The sequence below is a fragment of the Pseudomonas sp. B5(2017) genome (genome assembly GCF_002112825.1).
Lineage (GTDB): Bacteria > Pseudomonadota > Gammaproteobacteria > Pseudomonadales > Pseudomonadaceae > Aquipseudomonas > Aquipseudomonas putida_Z.
In genome coordinates, this window is record NZ_NEIR01000008.1 from 200,240 (window position 1) to 215,299 (window position 15,060).

13 protein-coding genes are annotated in these 15,060 nt (G+C 65.6%); 9 read left to right on the forward strand and 4 right to left on the reverse strand.

Going from position 1 to position 15,060, the window contains the following annotated elements; all coding sequences use genetic code 11:
* Window positions 1–7: 7 nt before the first annotated feature.
* From CAG00_RS14520 to ydcS, 4 genes are all read right to left on the reverse strand, one after another.
* Complete coding sequence (locus CAG00_RS14520) at window positions 8–814, reverse strand: ABC transporter permease (RefSeq protein ID WP_085664572.1); 807 nt, start codon at window positions 812–814, stop codon at window positions 8–10.
* Complete coding sequence (locus CAG00_RS14525; RefSeq protein ID WP_085664573.1) at window positions 804–1,715, reverse strand: ABC transporter permease; 912 nt, start codon at window positions 1,713–1,715, stop codon at window positions 804–806. Before CAG00_RS14525 ends, CAG00_RS14520 begins: the two co-directional genes overlap by 11 nt.
* 1 nt (window position 1,716) lies before the next feature.
* The gene (locus CAG00_RS14530; RefSeq protein WP_085664574.1) at window positions 1,717–2,748 is read right to left on the reverse strand and encodes an ABC transporter ATP-binding protein; all 1,032 of its coding nucleotides are present in this window, start codon (window positions 2,746–2,748) and stop codon (window positions 1,717–1,719) included.
* A 152-nt stretch (window positions 2,749–2,900) separates the two neighbouring features.
* Window positions 2,901–4,052, reverse strand: a complete 1,152-nt coding sequence (ydcS, locus tag CAG00_RS14535; protein WP_085664575.1) for a putative ABC transporter substrate-binding protein YdcS — start codon at window positions 4,050–4,052, stop codon at window positions 2,901–2,903.
* Window positions 4,053–4,268: 216 nt separating this feature from the next.
* Here ydcS and CAG00_RS14540 point away from each other — a divergent pair, with 216 nt between their 5' ends.
* The 9 genes from CAG00_RS14540 to prfB all read left to right on the forward strand — a co-directional run bounded on the left by CAG00_RS14540 (window position 4,269) and on the right by prfB (window position 14,981).
* Complete coding sequence (locus tag CAG00_RS14540; protein ID WP_075043955.1) at window positions 4,269–4,961, forward strand: tellurite resistance TerB family protein; 693 nt, start codon at window positions 4,269–4,271, stop codon at window positions 4,959–4,961.
* Between the two features lie 256 nt (window positions 4,962–5,217).
* A complete protein-coding gene (locus tag CAG00_RS14545; protein ID WP_085587625.1) occupies window positions 5,218–6,840 on the forward strand; it encodes a methyl-accepting chemotaxis protein in 1,623 nt (540 codons plus the stop codon).
* A 5-nt stretch (window positions 6,841–6,845) separates the two neighbouring features.
* Window positions 6,846–7,352 carry a chemotaxis protein CheW gene (locus CAG00_RS14550; RefSeq protein ID WP_025337931.1) on the forward strand — a complete coding sequence of 169 codons (507 nt, stop codon included), beginning with the start codon at window positions 6,846–6,848 and terminating at the stop codon, window positions 7,350–7,352.
* On the forward strand, window positions 7,349–8,623 hold the full coding sequence (locus CAG00_RS14555) for a protein-glutamate O-methyltransferase CheR (RefSeq protein ID WP_085664576.1): 1,275 nt from the start codon (window positions 7,349–7,351) through the stop codon (window positions 8,621–8,623). Before CAG00_RS14550 ends, CAG00_RS14555 begins: the two co-directional genes overlap by 4 nt.
* Window positions 8,620–9,282, forward strand: coding sequence for a chemotaxis protein CheW (locus tag CAG00_RS14560; RefSeq protein ID WP_084785060.1), 663 nt, complete (start codon window positions 8,620–8,622; stop codon window positions 9,280–9,282). Before CAG00_RS14555 ends, CAG00_RS14560 begins: the two co-directional genes overlap by 4 nt.
* Entirely contained in the window at window positions 9,279–11,582 is a 2,304-nt protein-coding gene (locus CAG00_RS14565) for a hybrid sensor histidine kinase/response regulator (protein ID WP_085618257.1), read from the forward strand. The genes CAG00_RS14560 and CAG00_RS14565 overlap by 4 nt, the downstream gene beginning before the upstream one ends.
* Window positions 11,579–12,592, forward strand: a complete 1,014-nt coding sequence (wspF, locus tag CAG00_RS14570) for a Wsp signal transduction system protein-glutamate methylesterase WspF (RefSeq protein WP_025337935.1) — start codon at window positions 11,579–11,581, stop codon at window positions 12,590–12,592. Before CAG00_RS14565 ends, wspF begins: the two co-directional genes overlap by 4 nt.
* Before the next feature lie 51 nt (window positions 12,593–12,643).
* On the forward strand, window positions 12,644–13,648 hold the full coding sequence (wspR, locus tag CAG00_RS14575; RefSeq protein ID WP_085618259.1) for a Wsp signal transduction system regulator diguanylate cyclase WspR: 1,005 nt from the start codon (window positions 12,644–12,646) through the stop codon (window positions 13,646–13,648).
* Window positions 13,649–13,885: 237 nt separating this feature from the next.
* Window positions 13,886–14,981, forward strand: a protein-coding gene (prfB, locus tag CAG00_RS28080) for a peptide chain release factor 2 (protein WP_108480361.1) whose coding sequence is annotated in 2 segments (ribosomal slippage) — window positions 13,886–13,957 and window positions 13,959–14,981 — 1,095 coding nt in all. Because the reading frame shifts where the segments join, the coding sequence is not laid out codon by codon here.
* Window positions 14,982–15,060 lie beyond the last annotated feature (79 nt).

Sequence of the window (15,060 nt, forward strand, 5' to 3'; positions counted from 1 at the left end):
TCCAGGGTCATTTGCCGCTGCCCGCGACGCTTTCACCGCCACGGGTCAGGTAATAGGCGCCAAGGATCGGCAGCATGGTCACCAGCATCACCAGCATGGCGACCACGTTGGTCACCGGCACGTCGCGCGGGCGGCTGAGCTGGTTGAGCAGCCAGATCGGCAGGGTGCGTTCGTGGCCGGCAGTGAAGGTGGTGACGATGATTTCGTCGAACGACAGGGCAAAGGCCAGCATTCCACCGGCCAGCAGCGCCGAGCCGAGGTTGGGCAGGATGATGTAGCGGAAGGTCTGCCAGCCATCGGCGCCCAGGTCCATCGAGGCTTCGATCAGGCTCTGCGAAGTACGCCGCAGGCGGGCGATCACGTTGTTGTAGACGATCACCACGCAGAACGTGGCATGGCCGACCACGATGGTGAACATCCCGGGCTCGATCCCCAAGGTCTTGAACGCCGAGAGCAGGGCGATACCGGTGATGATGCCGGGCAGGGCGATGGGCAGGATCAGCATCAGCGAAATGCTCTCCTTGCCGAAAAAGCTGCGCCGGTACAGCGCCGCCGAGGCCAGCGTGCCGAGCACCAGGGCGATCAGCGTGGCCAGGCAGGCCACCTGCAGTGACAGCTTGATCGCTTCCAGCACATCGGGCCGGGCGAAGGCCACGGCGAACCACTTCAGGGTAAATCCCTTGGGCGGGAAGCTGAATGCCGCGTCTTCGGTGTTGAAGGCATACAGGAAGATGATCAGGATCGGGAAGTGCAGGAACAGCAACCCGCCCCAGGCCGCCAGGCGCAGCCCGGTCGAGGCTTTTTCAGAGTGCATCGAAGGCCCCCAGTCGCTTGACGATGGACAGGTACACCGCGATCAGCACGATCGGCACCAGGGTGAACGCGGCGGCCATCGGCATGTTGCCGATCGCCCCTTGCTGGGCATAGACCATGCTGCCGATGAAATAGCCGGGCGGGCCGATCAGCTGCGGCACGATGAAGTCGCCCAGGGTCAGCGAGAAGGTGAAGATCGAGCCGGCGGCAATGCCCGGGATCGACAGCGGCAGTATCACCTGCACGAAGGTTTGCCCGGGCCGGGCGCCGAGGTCTGCCGAGGCTTGCAGCAGCGATGGCGGCAAGCGTTCCAGCGAGGCCTGGATCGGCAGGATCATGAACGGCAGCCAGATGTACACGAACACCATGAAGCGCCCCAGGTGCGAAGTCGACAGCGTGCTGCCGCCCACGCCCGGTACCGCCAGCACCGTTTGCAGCAGGGCATCCAGGTGCAGTTGCTGGACGAACCATTGGGCCACGCCACCCTTGGCCAGCAGCAGGCTCCAGGCGTAGGTCTTGACGATGTAGCTGGCCCACATCGGCATCATCACCGCGATATAGAAAAACGCCTTGGTCTTGCCGCTGGTATAGCGCGCCATGTAGTACGCGATGGGGAAGGCAAGCACCGCACTGGCCAGCGACACTGCCAGCGCCATGCCCAGGGTGCGCAGGATGATGTCGAAGTTCGACGGGTTGAACAGCGCGGCGAAGTTGCCCAGGGTCAGGTCCGGCGTCACCGCCATGGTGAAGTCGTCGAAGGTATAGAAGCCCTGCCACAGCAGGTTCAGCAGCGAGCCCAGGTAGATAGCGCCGAACCAGGTCAGCGGTGGGATCAGCAGCAGGGCCAGGTACAGGTTGGGGCGCCGGTACAGCAGGTTGGACAGGCCGCGCAGTGTGCTCATGTCAGCGGCCCTCGGTTTCCTGCAGCACCGTCATGGCTTCGCGGGGCCAGTGCGCCTGTACCCGTTGCCCGGGTTGCCAGGCCTGTGCCTGTGTCTGCCAGCGGTCGTTGGCCTGGCTCACCGCCAGCAGCTGGCCGCTGTCCAGTTGCAGCTCGTAGCGGGTGGCACTGCCCTGGTACTGGATATCGCGCAGCTGGCCGCTGACCTGGACGTGCTGGCCGGCTGTGGCCGGGTCGCCGAGGCGGATGTGTTCGGGGCGGATGGAGAAGGGCGCCGGGCTGCCATTGAGCAACGTGGCCAGTTCGCCACGCACCACATTGGAGGTGCCGACGAATTCGGCGACGAAGGTGGTGGCCGGCTGCATGTACAGGTTGCGCGGGGTGTCGACCTGCTCGATACGGCCGCGGTTGAACACTGCGACGCGATCGGACATCGACAGCGCCTCGGTCTGGTCGTGGGTGACGAAGATGAAGGTGATGCCCAGCTGGCGCTGCAGCTTTTTCAGCTCGCCCTGCATCTGTTCGCGCAAATTCAGGTCCAGCGCGCCAAGCGGCTCGTCCAGCAGCAGTACCCGTGGCCGGTTGACCAGCGCGCGGGCCAGGGCCACGCGTTGGCGCTGGCCCCCGGACAACTGCGCCGGTTTGCGCGCGCCGTAGCCGGCCAGGGCCACCATCGCCAGGGCTTCTTCGGCGCGGCTGTGGCGTTCGGCCTTGGCCACGCCTTTTACCTTCAGGCCGTAGGCGATGTTGTCCAGTACGTTCATGTGCGGGAACAGGGCGTAGTCCTGGAATACGGTGTTGACGTCGCGCTGGTAGGGCGGTACGCCGGCAGCCTCGACGCCGTGGATGCGGATCGAACCGCTGCTGGGTTGCTCCAAGCCGGCGATCAGGCGCAGGCAGGTGGTCTTGCCCGAACCAGAGGGGCCGAGCATGGAGAAGAATTCGCCATCGATGATGTCGATGCTGACCTGGTCGACGGCCTTGACCTCGCCGAAGGTGCGCGAAACCTGGGTGAACTGGACGGCTAGGGGCATGCATAGGCTCCGGACAACTGGCTTACTCCTGTGCTGGCCTCTTCGCGGGTGAACCCGCTCCTACAGGTTCATCACCGCCTGTAAGGGTGGTGTGCTTTACCTGTGGGAGCGGGTTCACCCGCGAAGAGGCCGGCACAGGCATTCAGGCAACCTCAGCGCCCGCCCATGATCGCAATGTAATCCTGGGTCCAGCGGCTATACGGCACGAACTTGCCGCCCTGGGCCTGCGGGGTTTTCCAGAAGGCGATCTTGTCGAAGTTGTCGAAACCGTTGGTCTTGCAGCCTTCGGCCCCCAGCAGCTCGCTGCCGGTGCAGGCCGCCGGCACCGCCGGCAACGAACCGAACCAGGCCGCCACATCACCCTGTACTTTCGGCTGCAGCGACCAGTCCATCCATTTGTAGGCACAGTTGGGGTGCTTGGCCTCGCTGTGCAGCATGGTGGTGTCGGCCCAGCCGGTCGCGCCTTCCTTGGGAATGGTCGAGGCCACGGGCTGCTTCTCGGCCTTGAGGCCATTGACCATGTAGCCCCAGGAGCTGGAGGCAACCACGCCTTCGTTCTTCACGTCGCTCATCTGCACCGTGGCGTCATGCCAGTAGCGGTGGATCAGCGGTTGCTGCTGGCGCAGCAGCTCCAGCACGGCCTTGTACTGCGCTTCGCTCAGCTCGTACGGGTCCTGGATGCCCAGCTCCGGCTTGGCCGCCTTCAGGTACAACGCCGCATCGGCGATGTAGATCGGCCCATCGTAGGCCTGCACGCGGCCCTTGTTCGGCTTGCCGTCGGGAAGGTTCTGCGGCTCGAACAGCACGCCCCAGCTGGTGGGCGCCTGCTTGAATACGTCGGTGTTGTACAGCAGCACGTTCGGCCCCCATTGGTAAGGGGTGCCGTAGACCTGCTTGTCGACCACGTACCAGCCACCGTTCTGCAGCCGTGGGTCGATGTTCTTCCAGTTGGGGATCAAGGCGGTGTTGATCGGCTGTACCCGCTTGCCCGCGATCAGCCGCAGCGAGGCATCGCCCGAGGCGGTGACCAGGTCGTAGCCGCCCTTGGTCATCAGGCTGACCATCTCGTCCGAGGTGGCGGCGGTCTTGACGCTGACCTTGCAGCCGGTTTCCTTCTCGAAGCCGGTCACCCAGTCGTAGGCCTTGTCGCTTTCACCGCGCTCGATGTAGCCGGGCCAGGCGACGATGTCCAGGCGGCCCTCGCCGGGCCCCAGGGCCTTGGGCGGTTCGGCAGCCTGCAGGCTGGCGTTGGCCAGCAGGGCGCAGGCGGTTGCGCCGAGCAATGCGGTCTTGTGCACTGACATGGTGTTCCCTCTTCTTGGAGATTTTGGTCGGGGCAGTCATCAAGCAAGCCGTGAAGCGATCGTCATGAACGTGGTGCGGTTAGCGCGGTATTGGCGATATCGAGTCTAGTTGGCTTTTTGCCAGCCAATGCAACATCCGGAAGCAAATCCCCCCATGGCGATCGGGCGGGCAGGGCTTAACCTGACGGCTCCCTTGGCCAACGTGGAGACCGTTTGATGAATACCCGGGGATTGCTCGACCAGTTGCTCAAGTCCGGCCAGGACTTGCTCGCCAGCCAGGCCGGCAAGGGCAGCTCTGGCAAGCCAGGCACCAGTGCCGGCGGCCTTGGCAGCCTGCTTTCCGGTGCCGGTGGCGGCGCCCTGGCGGCGGGCGCCATGGGCTTGCTGCTGGGCAACAAGAAGGCCCGCAAATATGGCGGCAAGGCCCTCACCTATGGCGGCCTGGCCGCGCTCGGTGTGCTGGCTTACAAGGCCTACGGCAACTGGCAGGCGCGCCAGCAGGTGGCCGCCACCGAGCCACAGACCGTCGACCGCCTGCCGCCGGCCCAGGCCGAGCTGCACAGCCAGGCGGTACTGCGGGCGCTGGTGGCGGCGGCCAAGTCCGATGGCCATATCGACGAACGCGAGCGTGCGCTGATCGAGGGTGAATTCACCCGCCTGGACAACGACCGCGAGTTGCAGCACTGGCTGCATGCCGAGCTGAACAAGCCGCTGGACCCGGCCGAAGTGGCCCGTGCAGCGCAAACGCCGGAAATGGCCGCCGAGATGTACCTGGCCAGCGTGATGATGGTCGACCAGGAAAACTTCATGGAGCGCGCCTACCTGGACGAACTGGCCCGCCAGCTGCGCCTGGACCCGGCCCTGCGTCAGGAACTGGAAAGCCAGGCAAGGCTTGCCGCCGGCCAGTGATGGGGGCTGCGTTGCAGCCCATCGCCGGCAAGCCGGCTCCCACAGGGATCGCACATGGCCTGAGGTCATGCGGTCGAGGTGGGAGCCTGGCTTGCCGGCGATGGGCCGCACAGCGGCCCCAATGGCGTTGGGCACAAATGACCGGTCTGTCGGCAAGGTTACCCGGTTACTCCACATTTCAGCCGCATGAGCACTGGGCGCCTGGGCTATACTTCGGCGATTTTTCCCGCTCGTTGTGAATTCCTGAGGGCTGAATGTGAAGAACTGGACCTTGCGCCAACGGATCCTGGCAAGTTTCGCCGTGATCATCGCCATCATGCTGCTGATGATCGTGGCCGCCTACTCGCGGTTGGTGACCATCGCATCCGCCGAGCAGGCAGTGGGGACCGACAGCATTCCCGGCCTCTACTACAGCTCGATGATCCGCAGTGCCTGGGTCGACAGTTACGTCACCAGCCAGCAGCTGGTGGGGCTGTCCAATCACCGCGAATTCACTTCGGCCGACGCAGAGCTGTTCAAGAGCTTCCAGGACCGCCTGAAAGAGCACATGGACAGCTACCAGGGCACCATTCAGGACGATGACGACCAGGCGCGCTTCGACACCTTCATCCAGATGAAAGATGCCTACCTCAAGATCGTCGACCAGGTGCTGGAAGCCTATCGACAGCGCAACTACGCGGAAGCCCAGCGGTTGATCACCGATGTGCTCACCCCGGCCTGGATCGAAGGCCGCAAGCACCTGAACGAAGTGATCGAGCACAACCGCGCCTCCGCCGACACCGACACCAACGAGATCGTCGGCGCCGTAAGCACGGCCAAGGGCAGCATGATAGTTTCGCTGCTGCTGGCGATCATCGCCGCCGGTATCTGCGGCCTGTTGCTGATGCGCGCCATCACCGCGCCCATGCAGCGCATTGTCCATGCCCTCGACAAACTGCGCTCGGGCGACCTGAGCATGCGCCTGAGCCTGGACCGCAAGGACGAATTCGGCGCCATCGAAAGCGGCTTCAACGAAATGGCCGAGGCCCTGGCCAACCTGGTGGCCCAGGCCCAGCGTTCGTCGGTGCAGGTGACCACCTCGGTGACCGAAATCGCTGCAACCTCCAAGCAACAGCAGGCCACCGCCACCGAAACGGCCGCCACCACCACCGAAATCGGCGCCACCTCGCGGGAAATCGCCGCCACTTCGCGTGACCTGGTGCGCACCATGACCGAAGTCACCTCGGCCGCCGACCAGGCCTCCAGCCTGGCCGGTTCCGGCCAGCAGGGCCTGGCACGCATGGAAGAAACCATGCACCAGGTGATGGGCGCCGCCGACCTGGTCAACGCCAAGCTGGGCATCCTCAACGAAAAGGCCAGCAACATCACCCAGATGGTGGTGACCATCGTCAAGGTCGCCGACCAGACCAACCTGCTGTCGCTCAACGCTGCCATCGAAGCGGAAAAGGCCGGCGAGTACGGCCGCGGCTTTGCCGTGGTAGCCACCGAAGTGCGCCGCCTGGCCGACCAGACCGCCGTGGCCACCTACGATATCGAACAGATGGTGCGCGAGATCCAGTCGGCGGTGTCGGCCGGGGTCATGGGCATGGACAAGTTTTCCGAAGAAGTGCGCCGCGGCATGTTCGAAGTGCAGCAGGTGGGCGAACAGCTCAGCCAGATCATTCACCAGGTGCAGGCCCTGGCCCCACGCGTGCTGATGGTCAACGAAGGCATGCAGGCACAGGCCACCGGTGCCGAGCAGATCAACCAGGCGCTGGCCCAGCTCAGCGATGCCAGCACCCAGACGGTCGAATCGCTGCGCCAGGCCAGTTTCGCCATCGATGAGCTGAGCCAGGTGGCCGCTGGCCTGCGTGGCGGCGTGTCGCGCTTCAAAGTCTGACTGCGATGAACGACTTGCAACCGCGCGCCGCGCGGGCGGTCAACGCCAAGGGGGCGTTGTACCTGCAGTTTCGCATCCGGGAGCAACGCTTTGCCCTGAGCGTGCACGAGGTGATCGAGGTGCTGCCGCGCCAGCCGCTCAAGCCGATCGCCAAGGCGCCTGCCTGGGTCGCAGGCATCCTTGCACACCGGGGCCTGCTGGTACCGGTGGTCGACCTGGCGGCATTGAGCTTCGGCCAGCCGGCGGCGCAGCGCACCAGTACCCGCCTGGTGCTGGTGCACTACCGAGGTGGCCTGCAGCTTGGCCTGATCCTGGAGCAGGCCACCGAAACCCTGCGTTGCCACCCCGACGAGTTCCAGCCGTATGGCGTGGACAGCGGTGAAGCCCCGTACCTGGGGCCGGTGCGTCAGGATGAGCAGGGCTTGTTGCAGCGCATCGAAGTCAACGACCTGCTGCCCGATGCCGTGCACGAGTTGCTGTACGCGGATGATCCGACAGGGATGCCGACATGAACGAACAGCATTTTTTCCGCTTCCTGCGCGAACGCATCGGCCTGGACGTGGAATCGGTGGGCGCGCCCATGGTCGAGCGTGCGCTGCGCCAGCGCTGTGTGGCCGTGAACGCTGCGGACCTGGATGATTACTGGCTGCACCTGCAGCAGTCGATGGATGAGCAACAGGCGCTGATCGAAGCGGTCATCGTCCCGGAAACCTGGTTCTTCCGTTACCCCGAATCCTTCACCGCCTTGGCCAGCCTGGCGCACAAGCGCCTGGCCGAGCTGGCCGGGGCGCGCCCGCTGCGTTTGCTCAGCCTGCCTTGCTCGACCGGCGAGGAACCCTATTCGCTGGCCATGGCCTTGCTCGATGCCGGTATCGCGCCGGGGGCGTTCATGATCGACGGCATGGACATCAGCCCCAGTTCCGTGGCCAAGGCCGGGCAGGCGGTGTACGGGCGCAATGCCTTCCGTGGCAGCGACCTGGGCTTTCGCGAGCGTTACTTCGATGCCCTCGACGAAGGCCACCTCCTGCATGAGCGGGTGCGCGAGCAAGTCAGCCTGCAGGTGGGCAATGTGCTCGACCCGGCGCTGGCCAGCCGCGATGGCCTGTACGACTTCGTGTTCTGCCGCAACCTGCTGATCTATTTCGACGTGCCGACCCAACAACGGGTGTTCGAAGTGCTCAAGCGCTTGTTGCACCCACAGGGTGTGCTGTTCATCGGCCCGGCCGAAGGCAGCTTGCTGGCGCGATTGGGCATGCGCCCGCTGGGGATTGCCCAGTCGTTCGCCTATGTGCGCCAGGAGGGTGGCGGCGCTGCGTTGGCTACGCCCCCGGTCCAGCCCTTGCGGCGCACATCGCCAGCACCGGCCAAGCCAGGCTATCCGTTACCGAGCGCAGCGTCGCCGCGCCCACTGCGGGTGCTGCCCGTGGCCGCCAAGCCAGCGCCGGCGCGCGAGCACAAGCGCGAGGAGGCAAGCGAGTTGCTGGCCAGCATTGCCCGGCTTGCCAATGCCGGCGCCAGCGAGCAGGCCCGTGCCGAATGCCAGCGCTACCTGGGCCAGTTCGCGCCTTCGGCGCAGGTTTACTACTGGCTGGGGCTGCTCAGCGATACCGAAGGCGATGCGCAGCAGGCACTGACCCACTATCGCAAAGCCCTGTACCTGGAACCGCAGCACCCCGAGGCGCTGGTGCACCTGGCGGCCTTGCTGGCGGCCCAGGGTGACCTGGCCGGTGCCCGGCGCCTGCAGGAGCGCGCCGCACGGGTTGGCAGGGAGTCTGAACGATGAAGGAATCCGCGATGCAATTGCTCGCCGAGGATGACGCGCACATCGACGACTGCTGGAACCGCATTGGCGTGCACGGCGACAAGCAGTGCCCGCTGCTGGAGCGTCACGTTCACTGCCGTAACTGCGAGGTATATGCCGCAGCAGCCACACGCCTGCTCGACCGCTACGCGTTGATGCAGGACCACCAGGCTGCCGTGGCGCCACCGGTCGAGGAAAACACCGGCCGCTCCATGCTGCTGTTCCGCCTGGGCGAAGAGTGGCTGGCGCTGGCCACCGCCTGCCTGGCCGAAATTGCCCCGCTGCAGGCGGTGCATTCGCTGCCGCACCAGCGCTCGCGGGTGTTGCAGGGGGTGGCCAACGTGCGCGGTGCGCTGGTGCCGTGCCTGTCACTGGCCGACCTGCTGGGTGTGCAGGCCAGCGCTGCCGAGCAACGTGGCGGCCGGGCGATGCCACGCATGCTGATCCTGGCCGCGGATGGCGGGCCGGTGGTGATGGCGGTCGAGGAAATCGACGGCATTCACCGGCTCGACCCGCTGCTGCTGGGCAGCGGCCAGGACGCCTCCCACTTCACCGCAGCGGTCCTGCAATGGCGTGGCCGCAGCGTGCGGGTGCTGGACGATCAACACTTACTGTCTGCCGTGCAGCGGAGCCTGTCATGACCCCAGAGCAAATGCGCGACGCATCGTTGCTCGAACTGTTCAGCCTGGAGGCCGAGGCGCAGACCCAGGTGCTCAGCGTCGGCCTGATGGCGCTGGAGCGTAATCCCACGCAGGCCGACCAGCTCGAGGCTTGCATGCGCGCGGCCCATTCGCTGAAGGGCGCGGCGCGGATTGTCGGGGTGGACGCTGGCGTCAGCGTCGCCCACGTCATGGAAGACTGCCTGGTGGCCGCCCAGGAGGGCCGCCTGCGGCTGAGCGCCGAGCATATCGATGCCCTGTTGCAGGGCACTGACCTGTTGATGCGCATCGCCACGCCTGGCGATGCCGGGGCGCAGGCGACCCTGCCGGTGTTCCTTGCGCAAATGGCCAACCTGCTCGACCCGGGGGCGGCAGCCGTGCCCCCCGCGCCACCAGCCGTGCCAGCGCTGCCGGAAGCGCCGGTGCAAACCGTGCAAGCCGAACCTTTGCCGCTGCCTGTCGAACCCTTGGAGCCTGAGCCCGAGCCCGAGCAGGCCCCACGTCGCAAGGCCGGCAAGCGCACCGGCGAAGGTACGGAGCGGGTGCTGCGGGTCACCGCCGACCGCCTCAACAGCCTGCTCGACTTGTCCAGCAAGTCGCTGGTGGAAACCCAGCGGCTCAAGCCTTACCTGGCCACCCTGCAGCGCCTCAAGCGCATGCACGGCCAGGGCATGCAGGCGCTTGATGGCCTGCGCATGCAACTGGAGGACAGTGGCCAGAGCAGCGAGGTGCTCGAAGCCCTGGCACAGACCCAGCGCCTGCTGGCGGAAACCCAGCAGATCCTGCAGCAGCAGGCTGCCGACCTGGACGAGTTCGGCTGGCAGGCCAGCCAGCGCGCACAACTGCTGTACGACACCGCGCTGGCCTGCCGGATGCGGCCGTTTGCCGATGTGCTGACCGGCCAGAGCCGCATGGTGCGCGACCTTGGCCGTTCGCTGGGCAAGCCGGTGCGGCTGCTGGTGGAAGGTGACAAGACCCAGGTCGACCGCGATGTGCTGGAAAAGCTCGAAGCACCGCTGACCCACCTGTTGCGCAATGCGGTCGACCACGGCATCGAGCTGCCCGAGCGGCGCCTGCTGGCGGGCAAGGCGGAGGAGGGGGTTATCCGCCTGCGGGCCTCGCACCAGGCCGGAATGCTCAGCCTGGAACTGATCGACGACGGTGCCGGCATCGACCTCGAGCGCCTGCGCAGCAGCATTGTCGGGCGTGCCCTGTCGCCCGCCGACACGGTGGCGCGGATGAGCGAGGCAGAGTTGCTGACGTTCCTGTTCTTGCCCGGTTTCAGCCTGCGCGACAAAGTCACCGAGGTGTCCGGGCGCGGCGTGGGCCTGGATGCGGTGCAGCACATGATCCGTGAACTGCGCGGTTCTATCGAGCTGACCCAGCTGGCCGGGCAGGGCTGCCGTTTCCATCTGCAGGTGCCACTGACCCTGTCGGTGGTGCGCAGCCTGGTGGTCGAGGTGGGCGGCGAGGCCTATGCCTTCCCGCTCGCTCATATCGAACGCACGCTGGAAGTGAGCGCCGAAGAGATCGTGCAGATCGAGGGGCGCCAGCACTTCTGGCACGAAGGCCGGCACATCGGCCTGGTGGCGGCCAGCCAACTGCTCAACCGCCCGGCCGGGCAAACGCAGGAGAGCAGCCTGCGGGTAGTGGTGATCCGCGAGCGCGAGCAACTGTACGGCGTGGCCGTGGAGCGGCTGGTGGGCGAGCGGGTGCTGGTGGTGATGCCGCTCGACCCACGGCTGGGCAAGGTGCAGGACATTTCTTCCGGCGCCTTGCTCGACGATGGCTCGGTGGTGCTGATCGTCGATGTCGAGGACCTGCTGCGCTCGGTGGAGAAACTGCTCAGCACCGGCAGCCTGGAACGCATCGAACGCGGCAGCAGCGGCGCCCGTGGCGTGGCGCGCCAGCGCATCCTGGTGGTCGACGATTCGCTGACCGTGCGTGAACTGCAGCGCAAGCTGCTCGGCAACCGTGGCTATGACGTGGCCGTGGCGGTGGACGGCATGGACGGCTGGAACGCCTTGCGTGGCGAGGACTTCGACCTGCTGATCACCGACATCGACATGCCGCGCATGGACGGCATCGAGCTGGTCACCCTGGTGCGCCGCGACCAGCGCCTGCAATCGCTGCCGGTGATGGTGGTGTCCTACAAGGACCGTGAGGAAGACCGACGGCGTGGCCTGGATGCCGGCGCCGACTACTATTTGGCAAAGGCCAGTTTCCATGACGATGCGTTGCTGGATGCTGTGGTTGAGCTGATCGGAGGTGCTCAGGGATGAAGATCGCCATCGTCAACGACATGCCCATGGCCGTGGAGGCGCTGCGCCGGGCGGTCGCCCTGGAGCCGGCGCACGAGGTGGTATGGGTGGCCAGCAATGGCGCCGAGGCGGTGCAGCGCTGCACCGAGCAGCAGCCAGACCTGATCCTCATGGACCTGATAATGCCGGTCATGGATGGCGTCGAGGCCACCCGGCGGATCATGGCCGAAACCCCATGCGCCATCGTCATCGTCACGGTCGACCGCAAGCAGAACGTGCACCGGGTGTTCGAGGCCATGGGCTACGGCGCACTCGACGTGGTAGACACGCCGGCGCTGGGCGCGGGCGATCCCCGTGAAGCGGCGGCGCCACTGCTGCGCAAAATCCTCAATATCGGCTGGCTGATCGGCCAGCAACGTTCGCCTGCCGCCCGCCCGGTGGCCACGCCGCTGCGCGAGGCTTCCCAGCGCCGCGGCCTGGTGGCGATCGGCTCGTCGGCAGGTGGCCCGGCGGCGCTGGAAGTGTTGCTGCAGGGCCTGCCGGCGGCATTTCCGGCGGCCATCGTGCTGGTCCAGCATGTGGACCAGGTGTTTGCCGCGGGCATGGCCGAATGGCTCAGCAGCGCTGCCGGGCTGCCGGTGCGCCTGGCCCGTGAAGGCGAGCCGCCGCAGCCGGGGCAGGTGTTGCTGGCAGGCACCAATCACCACATCCGCCTGCTACAGAACGGCCAACTGGCCTACACTGCCGAACCTGTCAATGAAATTTACCGGCCCTCGATCGATGTGTTCTTCGAGAGTGTGGCGCGCTATTGGACCGGCGATGCGGTAGGCGTGTTGCTTACCGGCATGGGCCGCGATGGTGCCCAGGGCCTGAAGCTGATGCGCCAGCAGGGCTTCCTGACCATTGCCCAGGACCAGGCCAGCAGTGCGGTGTACGGGATGCCCAAGGCCGCTGCGGCCATCGATGCCGCAGTGGAAATCCGCCCGCTGGAACGCATAGCCGGGCGCTTGATGGAATTTTTCGCAAAATGACGAAGTGTATTGAATCACGCCGCCAGGCCGGCAGTGATCGGGTGAACAGGTATGAATGATTTACCGATCGAAGGTTTCACGACCCCCAACGAGAACTCGGCGATGGTGCTGCTGGTCGACGACCAGGCCATGATCGGCGAGGCGGTGCGGCGTGGCCTGGCCCATGAAGAGAACATCGACTTCCACTTCTGCGCCGACCCGCACCAGGCGGTGGCCCAGGCCGTGCGCATCAAGCCCACGGTGATCCTGCAGGACCTGATCATGCCTGGCCTGGACGGGCTGACCCTGGTGCGTGAATACCGCAACAACCCGGCGACCCAGGATATCCCGATCATCGTTCTGTCGACCAAGGAAGACCCGCTGGTCAAGAGCGCAGCCTTTGCTGCCGGGGCCAACGATTACCTGGTCAAGCTGCCGGATACCATCGAGCTGGTGGCGCGCATCCGCTATCACTCGCGTTCCTACCTTACCCTGTTGCAGCGCGACGAGGCCTACCGCGCCCTGCGCGTCAGCCAGCAGCAACTGCTCGATACCAACCTGATGCTGCAGCGGCTGATGAATTCCGATGGCCTGACCGGGTTGTCCAACCGCCGCCACTTCGACGAGTACCTGGAACTGGAGTGGCGCCGGGCCATGCGTGAGCAGCAGCAGTTGTCGCTGCTGATGATCGACGTGGACTACTTCAAGGCCTACAACGACAGCTTTGGCCACCTGGCCGGTGACGAGGCCTTGCGCCAGGTGGCCGAGGCGATCCGCGGCTCGTGCTCGCGGCCGACCGACCTGCCGGCGCGCTATGGTGGCGAGGAATTCGTCCTGGTATTGCCCAACACCACGCCGGGCGGGGCACGCCTGGTGGCCGAGAAGCTGCGCCAGACCGTGCTCGGCCTGGGCATCCCGCACACCGCGCCGGTGCCCGACTCGTATCTGACCGTGAGCATTGGCCTGGCCACCCAGACTCCGTCCATAGGCAGCCATAGCCGGCAACTGATTTCGGCTGCGGACAAAGGTCTGTACCAGGCCAAGAATGGCGGGCGCAACCAGGTTGGTATCGCCTGACAGGGCCTGCACCGTACCCTTGTAGGAGCGGCCTTGTGTCGCGATGGGGCGCGCAGCGGCCCCTTGCAGTATCTGCTGCGAAGCTGAATTCCGGGGCCGCTGCGCGCCCCATCGCGACACAAGGCCGCTCCTACACGAGTAATTGCGGCCATTCGGGCGCCCGGCGGGTCTGCCGCCCTGCGGCGGACTCGGTTATACTCGCAGGCTTTTCACCGAATTCGTGCGAGTAGCCAGCCCATGGAAATCCAACCGATCCTGAACACCATCAAGGACCTCACCGAGCGTTCCCAGTCCATTCGGGGGTATCTTTGACTACGATCACAAGCATGACCGCCTGATCGAAGTCAACCGCGAGCTGGAAGACCCCAACGTCTGGAACAAGCCCGAGTACGCCCAGGCCCTGGGCCGCGAGCGTGCCATGCTGGCACAGGTCGTCGAGACCCTGGACAAGCTGTCCGGCGGCCTGGCCGACTGCCAGGACCTGCTCGACATGGCCGTCGAGGAAAATGACGAAGGCGCCGTCGGCGACGTCGTGACCGAACTGGAAGGCCTGGAAGAAAAACTGGCCCAGCTCGAGTTCCGTCGCATGTTCAGCGGCGAGATGGACATGAACAACGCCTACCTGGACATCCAGGCCGGCTCCGGTGGTACCGAGGCGCAGGACTGGGCCAACATCCTGCTGCGCATGTACCTGCGCTGGGCCGACAAGCGTGGTTTCGACGCTACCATCATCGAGCTTTCCGAAGGTGAAGTCGCCGGTATCAAGGGCGCCACCGTGCATATCAAGGGCGAGTACGCCTTCGGCTGGCTGCGCACCGAGATCGGCGTGCACCGCCTGGTACGCAAGAGCCCGTTCGACTCCGGTGCCCGTCGCCACACCTCGTTCTCGGCGGTGTTCGTGTCGCCCGAGATCGACGACAAGGTCGAGATCGAGATCAACCCGGCCGACCTGCGTATCGACACCTACCGTTCCTCCGGTGCCGGTGGTCAGCACGTGAACACCACCGACTCGGCGGTGCGTATTACCCACGTACCGACCAACACCGTGGTGGCTTGCCAGAACGAACGCTCCCAGCACGCCAACAAGGACACCGCCATGAAAATGCTGCGGGCCAAGTTGTACGAGCTGGAAATGCAGAAGCGCAATGCCGCCTCGCAGGCGCTGGAAGACAGCAAGTCGGACATCGGCTGGGGCCACCAGATCCGCTCCTACGTGCTGGATGACTCGCGTATCAAGGACCTGCGTACCGGTGTCGAGCGCAGCGACTGCCAGAAGGTGCTGGACGGCGACCTCGACCAGTACCTGGAAGCGAGCCTCAAGCAGGGGCTGTAAACCGCACACAACCGCCGCGGTACCTGGCCTGGGTCCGGTATCGCGTGCCCTGCCCGAAAGGGGCACCGAACACCTGATG

What these genes read in the sequence shown, in the direction of transcription:
- CAG00_RS14520 (WP_085664572.1), bottom strand. Translation starts at nt 814, where the DNA reads ATGCACTCTGAAAAAGCCTCGACCGGGCTGCGCCTGGCGGCCTGGGGC.
- CAG00_RS14525 (WP_085664573.1), bottom strand. Translation starts at nt 1,715, where the DNA reads ATGAGCACACTGCGCGGCCTGTCCAACCTGCTGTACCGGCGCCCCAAC.
- CAG00_RS14530 (WP_085664574.1), bottom strand. Translation starts at nt 2,748, where the DNA reads ATGCCCCTAGCCGTCCAGTTCACCCAGGTTTCGCGCACCTTCGGCGAG.
- ydcS (WP_085664575.1), bottom strand. Translation starts at nt 4,052, where the DNA reads ATGTCAGTGCACAAGACCGCATTGCTCGGCGCAACCGCCTGCGCCCTG.
- CAG00_RS14540 (WP_075043955.1), top strand. Translation starts at nt 4,269, where the DNA reads ATGAATACCCGGGGATTGCTCGACCAGTTGCTCAAGTCCGGCCAGGAC.
- CAG00_RS14550 (WP_025337931.1), top strand. Translation starts at nt 6,846, where the DNA reads ATGAACGACTTGCAACCGCGCGCCGCGCGGGCGGTCAACGCCAAGGGG.
- CAG00_RS14555 (WP_085664576.1), top strand. Translation starts at nt 7,349, where the DNA reads ATGAACGAACAGCATTTTTTCCGCTTCCTGCGCGAACGCATCGGCCTG.
- CAG00_RS14560 (WP_084785060.1), top strand. Translation starts at nt 8,620, where the DNA reads ATGAAGGAATCCGCGATGCAATTGCTCGCCGAGGATGACGCGCACATC.
- CAG00_RS14565 (WP_085618257.1), top strand. Translation starts at nt 9,279, where the DNA reads ATGACCCCAGAGCAAATGCGCGACGCATCGTTGCTCGAACTGTTCAGC.
- wspF (WP_025337935.1), top strand. Translation starts at nt 11,579, where the DNA reads ATGAAGATCGCCATCGTCAACGACATGCCCATGGCCGTGGAGGCGCTG.
- wspR (WP_085618259.1), top strand. Translation starts at nt 12,644, where the DNA reads ATGAATGATTTACCGATCGAAGGTTTCACGACCCCCAACGAGAACTCG.